The organism is Mixta sp. BE291 (assembly GCF_031457955.1).
Taxonomy (GTDB): domain Bacteria; phylum Pseudomonadota; class Gammaproteobacteria; order Enterobacterales; family Enterobacteriaceae; genus Mixta.
In genome coordinates this window covers 47,706-63,145 of record NZ_JAVDXN010000007.1, presented here as the reverse complement: position 1 = coordinate 63,145, position 15,440 = coordinate 47,706, and the positions used below count along the sequence as shown (strand labels likewise).

At 56.7% G+C, this 15,440-nt stretch carries 17 protein-coding genes; 4 read left to right on the top strand and 13 right to left on the bottom strand.

Features of this window, described 5'->3' with window-relative positions; all coding sequences use genetic code 11:
- Positions 1-3: 3 nt before the first annotated feature.
- The 8 genes from fdx to trmJ all read right to left on the bottom strand — a co-directional run bounded on the left by fdx (position 4) and on the right by trmJ (position 6,169).
- Complete coding sequence (gene fdx, locus J2X14_RS16395; RefSeq protein ID WP_352412249.1) at positions 4-339, bottom strand: ISC system 2Fe-2S type ferredoxin; 336 nt, start codon at positions 337-339, stop codon at positions 4-6.
- 3 nt (positions 340-342) lie between these two features.
- Positions 343-2,193 (bottom strand): Fe-S protein assembly chaperone HscA, encoded by a 1,851-nt coding sequence (gene hscA, locus J2X14_RS16390; RefSeq protein WP_352412248.1) that lies wholly within the window; start codon positions 2,191-2,193, stop codon positions 343-345.
- 14 nt (positions 2,194-2,207) lie between these two features.
- Positions 2,208-2,726, bottom strand: coding sequence for a co-chaperone HscB (gene hscB, locus J2X14_RS16385; RefSeq protein WP_352412247.1), 519 nt, complete (start codon positions 2,724-2,726; stop codon positions 2,208-2,210).
- Positions 2,727-2,808: 82 nt separating this feature from the next.
- On the bottom strand, positions 2,809-3,132 hold the full coding sequence (iscA, locus tag J2X14_RS16380) for an iron-sulfur cluster assembly protein IscA (protein WP_352412246.1): 324 nt from the start codon (positions 3,130-3,132) through the stop codon (positions 2,809-2,811).
- A 9-nt stretch (positions 3,133-3,141) separates the two neighbouring features.
- The gene (iscU, locus tag J2X14_RS16375) at positions 3,142-3,528 is read right to left on the bottom strand and encodes a Fe-S cluster assembly scaffold IscU (protein WP_352412245.1); all 387 of its coding nucleotides are present in this window, start codon (positions 3,526-3,528) and stop codon (positions 3,142-3,144) included.
- A gap of 24 nt (positions 3,529-3,552) precedes the next feature.
- On the bottom strand, positions 3,553-4,767 hold the full coding sequence (locus tag J2X14_RS16370; RefSeq protein WP_352412244.1) for an IscS subfamily cysteine desulfurase: 1,215 nt from the start codon (positions 4,765-4,767) through the stop codon (positions 3,553-3,555).
- A gap of 38 nt (positions 4,768-4,805) precedes the next feature.
- Entirely contained in the window at positions 4,806-5,300 is a 495-nt protein-coding gene (gene iscR, locus J2X14_RS16365) for a Fe-S cluster assembly transcriptional regulator IscR (protein WP_352412243.1), read from the bottom strand.
- Positions 5,301-5,440: 140 nt separating this feature from the next.
- On the bottom strand, positions 5,441-6,169 hold the full coding sequence (gene trmJ / locus J2X14_RS16360; protein WP_352412242.1) for a tRNA (cytosine(32)/uridine(32)-2'-O)-methyltransferase TrmJ: 729 nt from the start codon (positions 6,167-6,169) through the stop codon (positions 5,441-5,443).
- A gap of 121 nt (positions 6,170-6,290) precedes the next feature.
- On the opposite strand from trmJ, the gene suhB reads away from it, so the two are divergent.
- Positions 6,291-7,094 carry an inositol-1-monophosphatase gene (suhB, locus tag J2X14_RS16355; RefSeq protein ID WP_352412241.1) on the top strand — a complete coding sequence of 268 codons (804 nt, stop codon included), beginning with the start codon at positions 6,291-6,293 and terminating at the stop codon, positions 7,092-7,094.
- Between the two features lie 57 nt (positions 7,095-7,151).
- On the opposite strand, the gene J2X14_RS16350 is transcribed toward suhB, so the two are convergent.
- Positions 7,152-8,153: a nickel/cobalt transporter gene (locus J2X14_RS16350; protein ID WP_352412240.1), complete on the bottom strand. Its 1,002-nt coding sequence runs from the start codon at positions 8,151-8,153 to the stop codon at positions 7,152-7,154.
- Complete coding sequence (locus J2X14_RS16345; RefSeq protein ID WP_352412239.1) at positions 8,144-8,791, bottom strand: DUF1007 family protein; 648 nt, start codon at positions 8,789-8,791, stop codon at positions 8,144-8,146. Before J2X14_RS16345 ends, J2X14_RS16350 begins: the two co-directional genes overlap by 10 nt.
- Before the next feature lie 124 nt (positions 8,792-8,915).
- Here J2X14_RS16345 and csiE point away from each other — a divergent pair, with 124 nt between their 5' ends.
- Entirely contained in the window at positions 8,916-10,184 is a 1,269-nt protein-coding gene (gene csiE / locus J2X14_RS16340; RefSeq protein ID WP_352412354.1) for a stationary phase inducible protein CsiE, read from the top strand.
- Here csiE and J2X14_RS16335 read toward each other — a convergent pair.
- Together J2X14_RS16335 and glyA are read right to left on the bottom strand one after the other, a co-directional pair.
- On the bottom strand, positions 10,167-11,321 hold the full coding sequence (locus tag J2X14_RS16335) for a 3-phenylpropionate MFS transporter (protein ID WP_352412238.1): 1,155 nt from the start codon (positions 11,319-11,321) through the stop codon (positions 10,167-10,169). The genes csiE and J2X14_RS16335 overlap by 18 nt on opposite strands.
- A 127-nt stretch (positions 11,322-11,448) precedes the next feature.
- Positions 11,449-12,702 carry a serine hydroxymethyltransferase gene (glyA, locus tag J2X14_RS16330; protein ID WP_352412237.1) on the bottom strand — a complete coding sequence of 418 codons (1,254 nt, stop codon included), beginning with the start codon at positions 12,700-12,702 and terminating at the stop codon, positions 11,449-11,451.
- Between the two features lie 320 nt (positions 12,703-13,022).
- Between glyA and hmpA the strand changes: the two genes are divergently transcribed.
- Complete coding sequence (hmpA, locus tag J2X14_RS16325; protein ID WP_352412236.1) at positions 13,023-14,204, top strand: NO-inducible flavohemoprotein; 1,182 nt, start codon at positions 13,023-13,025, stop codon at positions 14,202-14,204.
- A gap of 36 nt (positions 14,205-14,240) precedes the next feature.
- Entirely contained in the window at positions 14,241-14,933 is a 693-nt protein-coding gene (locus J2X14_RS16320; RefSeq protein ID WP_352412235.1) for an aspartate/glutamate racemase family protein, read from the top strand.
- A gap of 79 nt (positions 14,934-15,012) precedes the next feature.
- Here the strand turns inward: J2X14_RS16320 and glnB are convergent, their stop codons facing one another.
- Entirely contained in the window at positions 15,013-15,351 is a 339-nt protein-coding gene (gene glnB, locus J2X14_RS16315; protein ID WP_038624670.1) for a nitrogen regulatory protein P-II, read from the bottom strand.
- Positions 15,352-15,440 lie beyond the last annotated feature (89 nt).

Sequence of the window (15,440 nt, the reverse complement as noted above, 5' to 3'; positions counted from 1 at the left end):
TCATTAATGTTCGCGTGCGTGATTGATGGTGTAGCGTGGAATTTCCACCACCAGGTCTTCATCGGTGACGCGCGCCTGGCAGCTGAGACGGCTTTCTGGCTCCAGTCCCCAGGCTTTATCCAGCATATCATCCTCATCTTCGCTGCTTTCCGGCAGTGAATCAAAGCCTTCACGCACCACGCAATGGCAGGTGGTGCAGGCACAGGATTTTTCACAGGCATGCTCCAGCTCAATGCCGTTGCGCAGCGCAACGTCAAGAATCGTTTCGCCCTGAGCGGCATCAAATACGCCGCCGTCCGGCAGCAAATCCTTATGGGGTAAAAAGACAATCTTCGGCATTGATCAAACCTCATCCACAGACTGGCCCGCCAGCGCGCGACGGACAGAGTTGTCCATACGACGGGCGGCAAAATCCTGGGTTACTTTATCGAGTTGTTTTACCGCCGCGCTGATGGCATCGGCCTCTTCGGCGCGGAGGGTTTCCTGCAGCTGCTGCTGCGCCTGTTGAATTTTTTGCAGTTCATCCGCGCTCAGCAGCGCGGCATCTTCCGCCAGCGCGCCGGTCAGGCTTTCCAGCACGCGCAGGCCTTCCACCTTTTGCTCGGCCAGTTTACGCGCCATCACATCCTGCTGCGCATAAGCCATGGAATCGGTGATCATGCTGGCAATCTCGTTTTCAGTCAGGCCATAGGAGGGCTTAACCTGAATCGAGGCTTCCACGCCGGTTGATTTTTCCATCGCCGTTACGCTTAGCAAACCATCCGCATCCACCTGAAACGTCACGCGGATATGCGCGCCGCCAGCAGGCATCGCCGGAATGTTACGCAGCGCGAAGCGCGCCAGCGAGCGGCAATCGGACACCAGCTCGCGCTCGCCCTGCAGCACGTGGATGCTCATCGCCGTCTGGCCATCTTTAAAGGTGGTAAAATCCTGCGCGCGCGCCACCGGAATGGTGGTGTTACGCGGGATCACTTTCTCCACCAGACCGCCCATGGTTTCCAGCCCCAGCGAAAGCGGAATCACATCCAGCAGCAGCATATCGCTGTCGGGTTTATTACCCACCAGAATATCAGCCTGAATGGCGGCACCGACAGCGACCACTTTATCCGGATCGATGGTGGTTAACGGCTGACGGCCAAAAAATTCGCCTACCTTTTCGCGCACCAGCGGAACGCGCGTCGAGCCGCCGACCATCACCACTTCCAGCACCTCTTCCGGCGTAACGCCCGCATCTTTCAATGCCCGACGGCAGGAGAGCAGCGTGCGCTTCACCAGCCCGGCGATCAGGTTATCGAAATCGGCGCGTGTTACCGTGCCCTGCCAGTCGCCCAGCGTGACGCTAACGCTATCGCGCTCGCTGAGGGCGATTTTGGCGGCAATGGCTTTGTCCAGCAGCTGACGCTGTACGCTATGATCGCCACGGTCGTGCAGCCCGGCCTGCTCGCGCAGCCAGTCGGCCAACAGATGGTCGAAATCATCACCGCCCAGCGCCGAGTCGCCGCCGGTCGCCAGCACTTCAAACACGCCGCGACTCAGGCGCAGCACGGAAATATCAAAGGTGCCGCCGCCAAGATCGTAAACCGCAATCACCCCTTCCTGACCCGAATCCAGGCCATAGGCGATCGCCGCAGCGGTGGGCTCGTTCAGCAGACGCAACACCTGCAATCCCGCCAGGCGGGCGGCATCTTTGGTGCCCTGCCGCTGCGCATCATCAAAATAGGCGGGCACGGTAATCACCACGCCATCCAGCTCGCCCTGCAAACTTTCGCGCGCGCGAACGGCCAGCGCCTGCAGAATATCGGCAGAGACGCGAACCGGATTAACCTTGCCCGCCGCGGTCTGGATCATCGGCAGACCGTTTTCACTCGGCTGTAGCTGATAAGGCAGGTGCGGATAACGCTGTTGAATATCAGCCAGCGATCGCCCCATCAGACGCTTCACAGAGCTAATGGTGTTAACCGGATCGGCCGCCGCCTGCTGGCGCGCTTCCCATCCCACATAGCTTTGCTGCGCCTGATAGCACACGACCGAAGGTAAAAGATCGCGGCCCTGCGCATCGGGCAGGGTTTCAGCCTGTCCGCTGCGCACGGTGGCGACCAAAGAGTTGGTGGTGCCCAGATCGATGCCCACGGCCAGACGACGCTGGTGCGGGGCGGCACTCAGGCCCGGCTCACTAATTTGTAATAATGCCATGTTAGTTTTCCCGGTTAGAAATCGAGCAGCTTCTCTTCCAGCTGTTCTGTCTGGCTGCGCAGTTTAGCGAGAAAACGCAGCTTGCGCACCGTATCCGCCGCCGCATCCCACTGGGTGGCGGCCAGCTCCTGCTGCATTTGCTGGCTGCGCTGTTGCATCATCGCCTCCAGCCGTTGCATAAAGGCTTGCAGCTTCGCTTCGGCGTCGGGTGCCTGCTCAATGGCGTCCAGCTCTTCGCGCAGCGCCAGCTGCTCCATCAGAAAAGCGGTGTCGCGCATCGTATGCTGTTCATTATTAATATCGAAACCGTGTAGCGACAGCAGATATTCCGCGCGCGGCAGCGGCTGACGCAGCGCCTGATAGCCCTGGTTGATGGTCGCGGCCTGTTGTAAGGCCTGAAGGCGTTCACGCTCCGGCTGTGATGCGAAGCGATCGGGGTGGAACTGACGTTGCAGCTCCTGAAAACGGGCGGTTAGCTGTGCCGCATCAATCTCAAAAGTAGGCGACAAGCCAAAAAGAGTGAAGTAATCCATAGCAGACTCAGTTGATAACAGAGGAACGCATAAAAAGAATCGCTCCGTTCCCGGAGCGATTTATCCTGCTACTGCGCCAACGCTAAACGTTGAAGCTTTCTCCGCAGCCGCATTCATCTTTCATGTTCGGGTTATTGAACTTGAATCCTTCGTTCAGGCCTTCCTTCACGAAATCAAGCTCGGTCCCGTCGAGATAAACCAGGCTTTTTGCGTCGATAACCACGTTAACGCCTTTATCTTCGAAGACGGTATCTTCCGGCTGGGGCGCATCGACAAACTCCAGCACGTAAGCCATGCCGGAACAGCCGGAGGTGCGCACGCCAAGGCGCAAGCCGAAGCCTTTACCGCGATGGTGCAAAAAGCTGTTCACGCGGGAGGCTGCGCTCTCGCTCAGGGTAATAGACATAACTCCCCCTTACTGTGCGTCTTTCTTGCTCTTGTAATCGGCGATGGCGGCCTTGATGGCGTCTTCAGCCAGGATCGAGCAGTGAATCTTCACCGGCGGCAGTTCCAGCTCGTCGGCGATCTGGGTGTTTTTAATCGCGGCGGCTTCATCCAGCGACTTGCCTTTTACCCATTCGGTAATCAGCGAACTGGAGGCGATAGCGGAACCGCAGCCGTAGGTTTTGAAACGCGCATCTTCAATGATGCCGCTTTCGCTAACCTTGATCTGTAGCTTCATCACGTCGCCGCACGCGGGCGCGCCGACCATGCCGCTGCCTACGGAGGCATCGTTGTTGTCAAAAGAGCCGACGTTGCGTGGATTTTCGTAGTGATCGATTACTTTTTCGCTGTAAGCCATGATCTGTTCTCCTGAAACCTGAAATTAGTGATGCGCCCATTCAATGCTGTTCAAATCCACGCCCGCTTTAAACATTTCCCACAGAGGAGAAAGCTCACGCAGTCGGCCGATGGATTTGCGCACCAGCGCAATGGTGTAATCAATCTCTTCTTCGGTGGTGAAGCGGCCCAGCGAGAAACGAATGGAACTGTGTGCCAGTTCATCGCTCATGCCCAGTGCGCGCAGCACGTAAGAGGGTTCCAGGCTGGCGGAAGTACAGGCGGAGCCGGATGAGACCGCCAGATCTTTCAGCGCCATGATCAGCGATTCGCCTTCGACATAGTTGAAGCTGACGTTAAGGATGTTCGGTGCGCCCTGCGCCAGATCGCCGTTAAGATAGACCTCTTCGATATCTTTCAGGCCATCCCACAGACGGTTGCGCAGCGTACGCAGGCGCGCCATCTCGCTTTCCATCTCTTCTTTGGCAATGCGGTAAGCTTCGCCCATGCCAACGATCTGATGCACCGGCAGCGTACCTGAACGCATACCGCGCTCGTGACCGCCGCCGTGGATCTGCGCTTCCAGACGAATACGCGGCTTGCGACGCACATATAGTGCGCCGATGCCTTTCGGTCCGTAGAGTTTGTGCGCGGAGAAGGACATCAGATCCACTTTCAGCTGGCTGAGGTCAATTGGCAGTTTGCCGACGCTTTGCGTGGCATCAACGTGGTAAATGATCCCGCGCGCGCGGCACATTTCACCGATGGTCGCGATATCCTGCACCACGCCGATTTCGTTATTAACATGCATGATGGAAACCAGTACGGTGTCGTCACGCATGGCGGCTTCCAGCGCCTGCAAATCGATAATGCCGTTGCTCTGCGGCGCCAGGTAAGTCACGTCAAAACCTTCGCGCTCTAACTGGCGACAGGTATCCAGCACCGCTTTATGCTCGGTTTTGCTGGTAATGATGTGCTTGCCTTTTTTCTGGTAGAACTGGGCAGCACCTTTGATCGCCAGGTTATCGGATTCCGTCGCGCCGGAGGTGAAGACGATTTCACGTGGGTCAGCGCCTACCAGCTCGGCGATCTGGTTGCGGGCAACATCCACCGCCTCTTCAGATTGCCAACCAAAACGGTGGGACCGGGAAGCCGGGTTACCGAAGGTTCCGTCCAACGTAAGATACTGCATCATTTTTTCCGCCACACGCGGATCGGCCGGCGTGGTGGCGGAATAATCCAGGTAAATCGGTAATTTCATTGCTCTTAAGCTCCGTACATCGCTTCAAATCAAAATGATCAGGCCCGCAGATTTATATTTATGGTTTCCTGCGTGCGGCCATTCGCCATCCGGCGCGTTTCGTTATTCTGACGATCGGCGATATCCAAAATCTCTTTATTATTCACCAGCTCAGCCAGCGTAATGTTATTGAGGAAATCGCTGATACGTACGCTTAAATCGTGCCACAGCACGTGAGTCAGGCAGCGGTCACCGCCCTGGCAGCCTTCTTTGCCCTGGCAGCGCGTTGCGTCAACCGACTCATCGACCGCGGTAATCACTGCGCCAACGGCAATTTCAGCCGCGCTTTTGCCCAGCAGATAACCACCGCCCGGCCCACGTACGCTGGCCACCAGGCCATTTTTACGCAGGCGCGAAAAAAGCTGTTCAAGGTAAGAAAGAGAGATCCCCTGACGCTCTGAAATATCGGCCAGCGGCACCGGCCCTTCGTGTGAGTGCAGTGCAACGTCAAGCATCGCAGTAACGGCGTAACGGCCTTTTGATGTCAGTCTCATAGCTTGGCGACCCTCGGTTATACCCTGTTTTGGCGTGATATATGATGGTCGCAAGTCTGACATTCCTGAGTGTTTTGGTCAACTATTTAACCTGGTAAAACACTCAAGTATTCGCCGCTGCGCTTTGCCTCTGCCGATGCTTAGTTTTCGCCGCGCTTTTTCTCAAAAGAGGAGAGCATGCCGCGCAGGATATTCAGCTCGTCCCGCTCGGGACGGGCACGCGTGTAAAGACGGCGCAGCTTGCTCATTACCTGTCCCGGATTCGCCTGACGGATAAAGCCGCTGTTTACCATCATCTGTTCCATATGCTGGTAAAAGCGTTCCAGGTCGTCGACCAGCGGATAAGGGCTCTCTTCATACTGCGGCGCGGCCACGCGATCGCTTTGCAGGAACGCCATGCGCACTTCGTACGCCAGGATCTGCACTGCCATCGCCAGGTTCAGCGAGCTGTAGTCAGGGTTAGCCGGGATCGCGACGTGATAGTGGCACTTTTGCAGTTCGTCGTTGGTCAGGCCGACGCGCTCGCGGCCAAACACGATGGCGACCGGCGCCTGCGCGCCCTCTTCCACGCATTTTACCCCGCATTCGCGCGCATCCAGCATCGGCCAGGGCAGCGTACGTGAACGGGCGCTGGTGCCTACCACCAGGCTACAGCCCGCGATAGCGTCATCCAGCGAATCGACAATCACCGCATCGCCAATCACATCGCTGGCGCCTGCGGCGAGCGAGATGGCCTGCGAATCAGGTTTAACCAGCGGATTAACCAGGTAAAGGTTAGTCAGCCCCATGGTTTTCATCGCGCGCGCGACGGAGCCCATATTGCCAGTGTGAGAGGTTTCCACCAGCACAATACGAATATTTTGCAGCATATAACTCAAGGAGGTCGGTGAGATAATTTATCGATACTAACATAAATGCAGGACATTTTCCGAACTCCCTGCTATACTCCGCGCCGTTTTCCCGTTCTTTAACATCCAGTGAGAGATACTGATGCATCCGATGCTCAACATCGCCGTGCGCGCTGCGCGCAAGGCTGGCAACTTAATCGCCAAAAACTACGAAACTCCCGACGCCGTTGAAGCTAGCCAGAAAGGCAGCAACGATTTTGTGACCAATGTTGACCGCGACGCCGAGCGCCTGATTATTGAGGTGATTCGCAAATCTTATCCGCAGCACACTATTATCGGTGAAGAGAGTGGTGAACTGACGGCAGAAGATCAGGATGTACAATGGATTATCGATCCGCTGGATGGCACCACCAACTTTATTAAACGCTTACCGCATTTCGCGATCTCTATTGCCGTGCGCATTAAAGGCCGTACTGAAGTCGCGGTGGTTTACGATCCGATGCGTAACGAACTTTTCTCCGCCGTACGCGGCCAGGGCGCTCAGCTGAACGGCTATCGTCTGCGCGGCAGCAATGCACGCGATCTGGACGGCACCATTCTGGCGACCGGCTTCCCGTTTAAACAGAAGCAACACGCAGCAAGCTATATGAAGCTGGTTGGTAAGCTCTTTACCCAGTGCGCGGATTTCCGTCGTACCGGTTCAGCCGCGCTGGATCTGTGCTATGTCGCGGCCGGTCGCGTTGATGGCTATTTTGAGATTGGCCTGAAGCCGTGGGATTTCGCGGGCGGCGAGCTGATTGCACGTGAAGCGGGCGCGCTGGTCACTGACTTTACCGGCGGCCATGGCTTTATGTCCACCGGTAACATCGTAGCCGGTAACCCACGCGTAGTGAAAGCGATGCTTGCTTCAATGCGCGAAGAGCTGAGCGATGCGCTGAAGCGTTAATTCTCTCGCCGATAAAAAAGCCGCACCTCCTCAAGGACGTGCGGCTTTTTTTGCTTTTCAGCGCAGCGCGCGCAGGCCGCCGGAAACAGCAGGTTGCGCGCTTAGCCACAAAACGATGCCGCCGATAATCAACAGTAAACCGCCCGCCAGCGCCAGGCTGTGTAACGCTACCCGCTGCCATGGCGCAGGCGCGGCACGTCGGTTAAGCCTTAGCGCCAACGCGCGTGAACTCTGTACCAGCAACGCCATCATCGACACCGTCAGCGCCGTACCGAGCGCCATTGCCAGCGCGCTCAGGATGCCCCAGGCATAAACGCCGATCACGCGAGAAAACAGCAGCATCATGATCGCTCCAGAGCAGGGGCGTAGCCCCATCGACAATACCACCAGCAACGAGGTTTTCCAGTTGGTCGCGCGCGCCAGTTGCTGCTCATCAGGCAGATGCTGATGACCGCAGCCGCAATGCGCATCGTGCTGGTGATCGAGCGGGCGCAGCTGGTGAATACGCATCGCGCTTTGCTGAACGCGCATCTTGCCGCTACGCCGCAGCTGCCGCAGCGCACGCCAGCAGAGCCAGACGCCGAGCCCGACAACCAGCAGATAACTGCCCTTCTCCAGCCAGTAACTGCTTAAATGCAGCTGGCGCGAAGAGGCTTGCAGCACAATCAACACCACTGTCACCAGCGCTATCGCCACCCCGCCCTGCACAATAGCGGCGGCCAGCGTCAGCCGCAGGCTGGTTTTCAGGCGCACAGGATGGGTCGCGAGAAACGTGGCGATGACCACTTTGCCATGGCCTGGCCCCAACGCATGTAAAATGCCATACGCGAGGCTGAAGCCCAGCAGAGCCAGTCCGGCCTGATGCGGATGCTGCGCCGCGCGCTGCAGCAGGCCAATCATCTGCTGATGCAGGCTTTTTTGCCAGTTCACGCTCTGCCACAGCAGCTGCGGCCAGTACCACCAGGCGGCTAACGCGGCCAGCAGCGCCAGCGCCAGCACGCTCCACAATGGCCACAGGCTGTGCCAGCGTCGTTCATGCTGTTGCATCATCACTGACATGAGAACGTTACCTTTTGCGCAAACTGACGGCCCAGATCCATGCTTTCCGGCGGCGCATCGGCTTTATCCAGCGACAGGGCGAAATCTTTCAACGCCGCATCCGGCTGCGGCGTTTGCAGCGTTAGCTTGCAGCGCGACGCCAGCGTATCGGGCAGGCTCAGCGCCTGCGCATTTTTCCACGACATATCAACAAAATAAGTAGGATCAAACACGCTAAAAGTATAGGTCTGGCCTTGCAGCGGCTGCGGCTGCGCCAGCGGCAACACAAAGGTCAACACGGCCTGCGCCCCGCTGCGCGACAAGGCATAGGAGGGCGGCAGATTAGCAAACTTTACCGCTTTGCCCTGATGCCAGAATTCGGTGAAATAGTGCTGCGCCAGCACGTTAGCCATCACTTCCGCCGCCAGCTTTTTCCACACCGGCGAAGCGGGCGCGGCATCACCCGCATCATAAAGCAGATCGGCTGAGGTGATCTCATCCATGGTCCAGACCATTTTCAGTCCGGTCAGCGCATCACCGCTGACCACCGGCGTGGTTTGCATGGCGATAAAGCTGTGTGGATGAGACCAGGCTAAAGGCGAAAGGAGCAGCGCCAGGCAGCCAATAGCGGCGCGTTTGATCGAATAGGTTGCTGTCATTCATCTTCCCTTACGGCAATTCTGTGACCCAGGTTAACGTCTGGATAAAAAAATGTCGCCGCGCATCTGTTGTTACGTCGGTTGTCTATGCTTATTTTTGGTATGACTGACCGGAAAATTTATGATGAGTTCTGCTACACCCACAGCACCACTCTTCTCCAGTTCCCAGCGTCGTTGTCATCTCCTGCTGATGCTCTACTTGCCTGAGCCGTTACTGACTCTGGATAGCCTGTGCCAACTCAATCATGTCGATCCTTCGCTTGCCCGGCAAGATATAGCGGAGGTCGGTGAAGAGATCCAGCGTTATCACCGCCTTGGCATTTTACAGCAGCAGGATGGCAGCTTTTTGCTGCAGGGCGACGAACTGGACAGGCGTCTCTGCCTGCTGCACTGGCTGCGCCGCGCGCTGCGTGTCTCTCCGGTTTTTATCGAAGGAAATTTTATTCCCGCTTTGCGCCAGCAGCTACGGGCGCGCCAGATAGAAAAGCTGGTCTATAACGAGCGCAATCTGCAAGCGCTGATCGCCCACTGCGCAGGCCGTTTACAGCGCAGCTTTAGCGCGCGCGATCGGCTATTTTTACAGCTGTTTATGCAATATTCGCTATGCCACACGCGGCAGGCGGTTTTCTCCGTCCAGCAGCAGCTCTGGCTGGAGAACAAAGCTGAGCGGCGGGCAGCGCAGGTGGTGATTCAACACTGGCAACGGCGCTGCCGTTTTGCCCCTGCCGCCAGCGAAATTAATTTTTATACGCTGCTGTTTAGCATGATTCATGCCCCTTCGCCCGGTCAGCTATCTCATCACTGCGAACTCGAACTGATGGAGCAAACGCAATGGCTGATGGCGCGTTTTCAGTCGCTTTCAGGTATGCGCTTCAGCAATGAAAAGGGGCTGTGCAGCCAGCTTTATACGCACCTGGCGCAGGCGCTGGATCGCTGCCATTTTGCAGTCGGCATTGATAACAGCCTGTCAGAAGAGGTGATTCGCCTTTACCCGCGCCTGCTGCGCACCACGCAAACCGCTATCGAAAACTTCGAACAGCATTATGGCATTCGCTTTTCAGCAGAAGAGATGGGCCTGATCGCGGTTATTTTCGGCTCATGGCTGATGCAGGAGAGCGCCCTGCAGGAGAAGCAGGTGCTGCTGCTAACCGGCGAGGACGCGACGCTGGAAAAGGCGTTAGAGCAACAGCTGCGGGAGTTAACGCTGTTGCCGTTGAATATTAAATATTTAGCCATGTGCGACTTCCAGCGTCACGGGGCGCCAAAAGGCGTGACGCTGGTGATCTCGCCTTATGCCGCCCCGCTGCCGCTCTATTCGCCGCCGTTGATTCACGCCGAACTGCCGCTAACGCCGCATCAACAACAGCGTATTCGCCTATTGCTGGAGTCCTGATGGCTGCACGCGCGGACGTAAAAACAGCGCCGGCAGCACCAGCAACGCCATTAACCAGAAGATATTGCCCTGCAAATGCTGGAACAGCACGCCGCAAACCATGGTCATCACCGCGATCCCGCCGCCCATCGCCAGCGCTGAATAGATCGATTGCAGGCGAATCACTTCCCCGCCCTGCCGCGCAGCGATAAAACGCATCGCCGCCAGATGACACACGGTAAAACTGCCGCAGTGCAAGATCTGGGCGACAATCAGCCACGGCAGCGCGGTGGTCGAAGCCATCAGGCTCCAGCGCACCAGTGCGCAGATGCCGGAAAGCAGCAGCAGATCGCGCGCGCGCCAGCGGCGAAACAGGCGATTGCTCAGTGCAAAGATAATGATTTCCGCCACCACGCCCAGCGACCACAGATAGCCCACCACGCTGGCGGAGTAGCCCGCCTCCTGCCACCAGATAGCGCTGAAGCCATAATAGGCGGCATGCGCGCCCTGCATCAGCGTTACGCAAAGCAGAAAACGCCAGACGCTGTTTTCCCGCAGCAGCGATCGCCATTCGCCCCAGCCTGCGCTCTGCGCGGCGCGCGTTTCCCCCAGCGGCATCACCGCCGGTCGCAGCAGCATGCCGCCCAGCATCATTACAAGGCCCACGCTTAACAGCGCCAGAATCGCCTGACTGTTCCAGGCGGTAATCAGCACGCCGGTCAGCGCCGAGCTGATCACAAACGCCAGCGATCCCCACAGCCTTACCGGCCCGTAAGGCAGCGCGATTTGACGTGTCCAGGTGGCGGCCAGCGCATCGCTAAGCGGCACCAGCGGCGAGAAAAACAGATTGAAGCCGATCATCACCAACAGCAGCCACAGCCACTGCTGCCCCAGCCAAAAGCCCGCGGCGCATAACAGCGTTAACAACGCCAGCAGACGCAGAGCCAGCACCAGCTGCGACGGATCGCGTACGCGTGAGGCGATCAGCAGGCTGCCGACAAAGCGGGCAATCATCCCCGCGCCCAGCAGCAGGCCGATTTTTTCCGCATCCAGGCCGCTGCCTTTTAGCCATACCGCCCAGAAAGGAAGATAGATGCCATAACAAAAGAAGTAGGTGAAGTAACCGAGTGCTAACCAGTATGTTGAACGGATTGTCATATTTCCCCCGACAATGAGGCGCTTACTTTGGCAAATCGGTGAACGATAAGCAATTAAGGGCGACATTGACCATAAAAAAGCCCCGACCAACGGGCCAGGGCTTGTCAGCAAAAACGAGGGAAGACGATTAAGCGTAAACCGGGAAGCGGGCGCAGACTTCCAGCACTTTCTGCTTCACGCGCTCAATGGTCGCTTCATCATTAATGTTGTCCAGTACGTCGACAATCCAGCCAGCCAGCTCGCGCACTTCATCTTCCTTAAAGCCGCGACGGGTTACCGCTGGCGTACCGATACGGATACCAGAGGTGACAAACGGGCTTTTGGGATCGTTCGGCACGCTGTTTTTGTTAACGGTGATGTTAGCGCGGCCCAGTGCGGCATCCGCTTCTTTACCGGTAAGGCCTTTATCAACCAGATCCAGCAGGAACAGATGGTTGTGCGTACCGCCGGAAACCACGTTATAGCCACGCGCCAGGAACACTTCAACCATCGCCTTGGCGTTCTTAGCTACCTGCTGCTGATAAACGCGGAACTCTGGCTCCATCGCTTCTTTCAGCGCCACCGCTTTACCGGCGATCACGTGCATCAGCGGGCCGCCCTGGCCGCCAGGGAACACGGCAGAGTTCAGTTTCTTATACAGATCTTCGTCGCCGCCCTTCGCCAGGATCAGGCCGCCGCGCGGACCCGCCAGCGTTTTGTGGGTAGTGGTGGTAACGATATGTGCATGCGGAACCGGGTTCGGATAAACATCGGCGGCGATCAGGCCAGCCACGTGCGCCATATCGACAAACAGGTAAGCGCCAACGCTGTCGGCGATTTCACGCATTTTTGCCCAGTCGCACACGCCAGAATAGGCCGAGAAGCCGCCGATAATCATTTTCGGCTTGTGCTGCTGCGCCAGCGAAGCCAGCTCGTCATAATCGATTTTGCCCGTCTCGTCGATGCCGTAAGGCACAACGTTGTACAGTTTACCGGAAAGGTTAACCGGAGAACCGTGCGTCAGGTGGCCGCCGTGCGCGAGATTCATACCTAAAATGGTATCGCCCGGCTGCAGCAGTGCGGTATAGACCGCGAAGTTTGCCTGAGAACCAGAATGCGGCTGGACGTTGGCATAGTCGGCGCCGAACAGTTCCTTAGCACGATCGATCGCCAGCTGCTCAACAATATCAACATATTCACAACCGCCGTAGTAGCGCTTGCCCGGATAGCCTTCGGCATATTTATTGGTCAGCTGTGAACCTTGCGCCTGCATTACGCGCGGGCTGGTGTAGTTTTCGGAAGCAATCAGTTCAATATGCTCTTCCTGACGCACGTTTTCTTGCTCCATTGCTTGCCATAACTCGGCATCGTAATCGGCAATGTTCATATCTCGCTTTAACATCCGCATCTCCTGACTCAGCTAACTTTAAACGGCACTATACGGCCCTGACGGGCGAAGGCCAACAGTGTAAACCGTTTTACCGGTGGAAGCATAGCCTCACGACCCGCTTTTTACGCAAACGATTGGCTTGAGCGCTGGCAAGGCCTCCAGCCTGATTCCCTTCCCACTTTTATCACGATAGTTCTTCAGCTATCGCTTGCATATTTTTCATTATTGTTAACCGCAGCGTCCTTTATTTTTTCAGGGTTATTTACAAATCCCGACAAAACCATTTAACATGCATTTAAAATGCAACTTATAAATTTCACTGGAGAACCACCATGCTTGATGCCCAAACTATCGCTACCGTTAAATCCACGCTGCCTGCTGTGGCAGCAACTGGACCTGCGCTGACCGCTTACTTTTATGACCGGATGTTTACCCATAATCCGGAGCTGAAAGATGTGTTTAACATGAGCAATCAGCGCAATGGCGATCAGCGTCAGGCTTTATTTGACGCCATCTGCGCTTATGGTGCCAACCTCGAGAATCTGGCGGCCTTGCTGCCCGCCGTTGAACGTATCGCGCAGAAACACACCAGCTTTTCCATTAAGCCAGAGCAGTATCAGATTGTCGGTAAGCATCTGCTGGCGACCATTGATGAGATGCTCAACCCAGGTGCGGAGGTGCTGGATGCCTGGGCCAAAGCTTATGGCGTGTTGGCCAATGTGTTTATTCAGCGCGAAGAAGAGATTTACCATGAACATGAGGAAAAACAGGGCGGCTGGCGTGGCACCCGCGCGTTCCGCATCAGCGCGATTCAGCCGCAGAGCGAGGTCATTAAAAGCTTTACCCTGACGCCGGTAGATGGCAAACCGGTAGCGGATTTTAACCCTGGCCAGTACCTGGGCGTGCATGTGCAGGATCCTGACTTCGCGAATCATGAAATCCGTCAATATTCCCTGACCCATGCGCCAAACGGCCGCGATTATCGCATCGCCGTAAAATGTGAGGCGCTTGGCACCGTCTCCGGCTGGCTGCATGCGAAGGCGAAAGTTGGCGACGTGGTTAACCTGGCGGCGCCGGCCGGTGATTTTTTCCTGCAGGTCGATACGGCCACGCCGGTTACCCTGATTTCCGCTGGCGTCGGCTTAACGCCCATGCTGGCGATGCTGCATGCCCTCGCGCAACAGCAGCATCAGGCGTCGGTAAGCTGGCTGCACGCGGCAGAAAATGGCGCGCGTCATGCGTTTGCCGATGAGGTGGCGCAAACCGGCGCACAGCTTGCCCACTTCAGCAGCCATGTCTGGTATAACACGCCGCGTGCCGAGGATGCCGGGCGCTTTGATGCGCAGGGCGTCATGAACCTGGCCGCTGTCGCCGATCTGATCACTACCGATCGCCACTACTATCTTTGCGGCCCGGTGAGCTTTATGCAGTTTGTTGCGCGTCAGCTGCTGGATGCGGGCGTAGCGAATGATCATATTCATTATGAGGTTTTTGGCCCGCACAAAGTGGTTTAAGCTGATTGCTGATTCTGTTTTTTACGCAGGTGAAGCATGAAAACAATCGGTTTGCTGGGCGGGATGAGCTGGGAGTCCACGGCGCTCTATTACAAAATTATCAACGAAGGCGTTAATGCGCAGCTTGGCGGTTTGCACTCCGCCAGGCTGGTGCTGTACAGCGTCGATTTTTATGAAATAGAGCAGCTGCAGGCAGCGGGAAACTGGCAGGAGGCCGGAGAAAAGCTGGCGGCGGCGGGCCGTGCGTTGCAGGCGGCGGGCGCGGATTTTATCGTGCTCTGCACTAACACCATGCATAAAGTCGCGCCAGCCATCACTTCGGCGACGTCGCTTCCGCTGCTGCATATTGCCGACGCCACCGCCGAAGCGATTAAAACCGCCGGACTGGGCAAAGTCGGTCTGTTAGGTACCCGCTTTACCATGGAGCAGGCGTTTTATAAACAGCGGCTGCAACATGAATATGGCATTGAGGTGCTCATTCCTGACGAGGCGGGACGCGAAACCGTGCATCAGGTGATCTATCAGGAGCTGTGCCTTGGCCACATTAATGCCGCTTCGCGCGAAAAGTATCGTGCCGTCATCGAAGAGTTGGTGGCGCAGGGAGCGGAGGCGATAATTATGGGCTGTACGGAAATCACGCTGCTTATCGATCAACAGGACGCGACGGTTCCGCTGTTTGACACCACGCAAATCCATGCTGAAGCCGCCGTTGCGCTGGCGTTGGCCTGACAGCAAGCGCGGGTTCAACACCGGATCTCTAAGCGATAAAGCCCGGCGACCAACGCCTGGGCTTTTGTTGCGTGCAGGATTAGATCGCCTCTTCATCCTCTTCGCCGGTACGGATACGTACCACGCGCGCGACATCGTAAACAAAGATTTTACCGTCGCCGATTTTGCCGGTTTGCGCCGTCTGCATAATGGTATCGACGCAGGTATCAACGATATCGTCAGCCACCACGATTTCAATTTTTACTTTCGGCAGAAAATCCACCATATATTCAGCGCCGCGATAAAGTTCCGTATGCCCTTTCTGGCGTCCAAAACCCTTTACTTCCGTGACGGTCATCCCGGTGATACCCACCTCAGCCAGCGCTTCGCGCACATCGTCGAGCTTGAACGGTTTGATAATTGCGTCAATCTTTTTCATAACGGACCCTTTTTCTCTCCCTCCGTGGCCGGACGGGTAATCATTCTATTTGCGGTAGATACGCCCTCTGTTTTCGCAGGCTAAGCTAC

Excerpts from the sequence above, each read along its gene's own strand:
- J2X14_RS16320 (WP_352412235.1), top strand. The coding sequence starts at position 14,241 with ATGAAAACAATCGGTTTGCTGGGCGGGATGAGCTGGGAGTCCACGGCG.
- glyA (WP_352412237.1), bottom strand. The coding sequence starts at position 12,702 with ATGTTAAAGCGAGATATGAACATTGCCGATTACGATGCCGAGTTATGG.
- J2X14_RS16335 (WP_352412238.1), bottom strand. The coding sequence starts at position 11,321 with ATGACAATCCGTTCAACATACTGGTTAGCACTCGGTTACTTCACCTAC.
- trmJ (WP_352412242.1), bottom strand. The coding sequence starts at position 6,169 with ATGCTGCAAAATATTCGTATTGTGCTGGTGGAAACCTCTCACACTGGC.
- csiE (WP_352412354.1), top strand. The coding sequence starts at position 8,916 with ATGAGTTCTGCTACACCCACAGCACCACTCTTCTCCAGTTCCCAGCGT.
- J2X14_RS16370 (WP_352412244.1), bottom strand. The coding sequence starts at position 4,767 with ATGAAATTACCGATTTACCTGGATTATTCCGCCACCACGCCGGCCGAT.
- fdx (WP_352412249.1), bottom strand. The coding sequence starts at position 339 with ATGCCGAAGATTGTCTTTTTACCCCATAAGGATTTGCTGCCGGACGGC.
- hscB (WP_352412247.1), bottom strand. The coding sequence starts at position 2,726 with ATGGATTACTTCACTCTTTTTGGCTTGTCGCCTACTTTTGAGATTGAT.
- iscR (WP_352412243.1), bottom strand. The coding sequence starts at position 5,300 with ATGAGACTGACATCAAAAGGCCGTTACGCCGTTACTGCGATGCTTGAC.
- J2X14_RS16345 (WP_352412239.1), bottom strand. The coding sequence starts at position 8,791 with ATGACAGCAACCTATTCGATCAAACGCGCCGCTATTGGCTGCCTGGCG.
- suhB (WP_352412241.1), top strand. The coding sequence starts at position 6,291 with ATGCATCCGATGCTCAACATCGCCGTGCGCGCTGCGCGCAAGGCTGGC.
- iscA (WP_352412246.1), bottom strand. The coding sequence starts at position 3,132 with ATGTCTATTACCCTGAGCGAGAGCGCAGCCTCCCGCGTGAACAGCTTT.
- hmpA (WP_352412236.1), top strand. The coding sequence starts at position 13,023 with ATGCTTGATGCCCAAACTATCGCTACCGTTAAATCCACGCTGCCTGCT.
- iscU (WP_352412245.1), bottom strand. The coding sequence starts at position 3,528 with ATGGCTTACAGCGAAAAAGTAATCGATCACTACGAAAATCCACGCAAC.
- glnB (WP_038624670.1), bottom strand. The coding sequence starts at position 15,351 with ATGAAAAAGATTGACGCAATTATCAAACCGTTCAAGCTCGACGATGTG.
- J2X14_RS16350 (WP_352412240.1), bottom strand. The coding sequence starts at position 8,153 with ATGTCAGTGATGATGCAACAGCATGAACGACGCTGGCACAGCCTGTGG.
- hscA (WP_352412248.1), bottom strand. The coding sequence starts at position 2,193 with ATGGCATTATTACAAATTAGTGAGCCGGGCCTGAGTGCCGCCCCGCAC.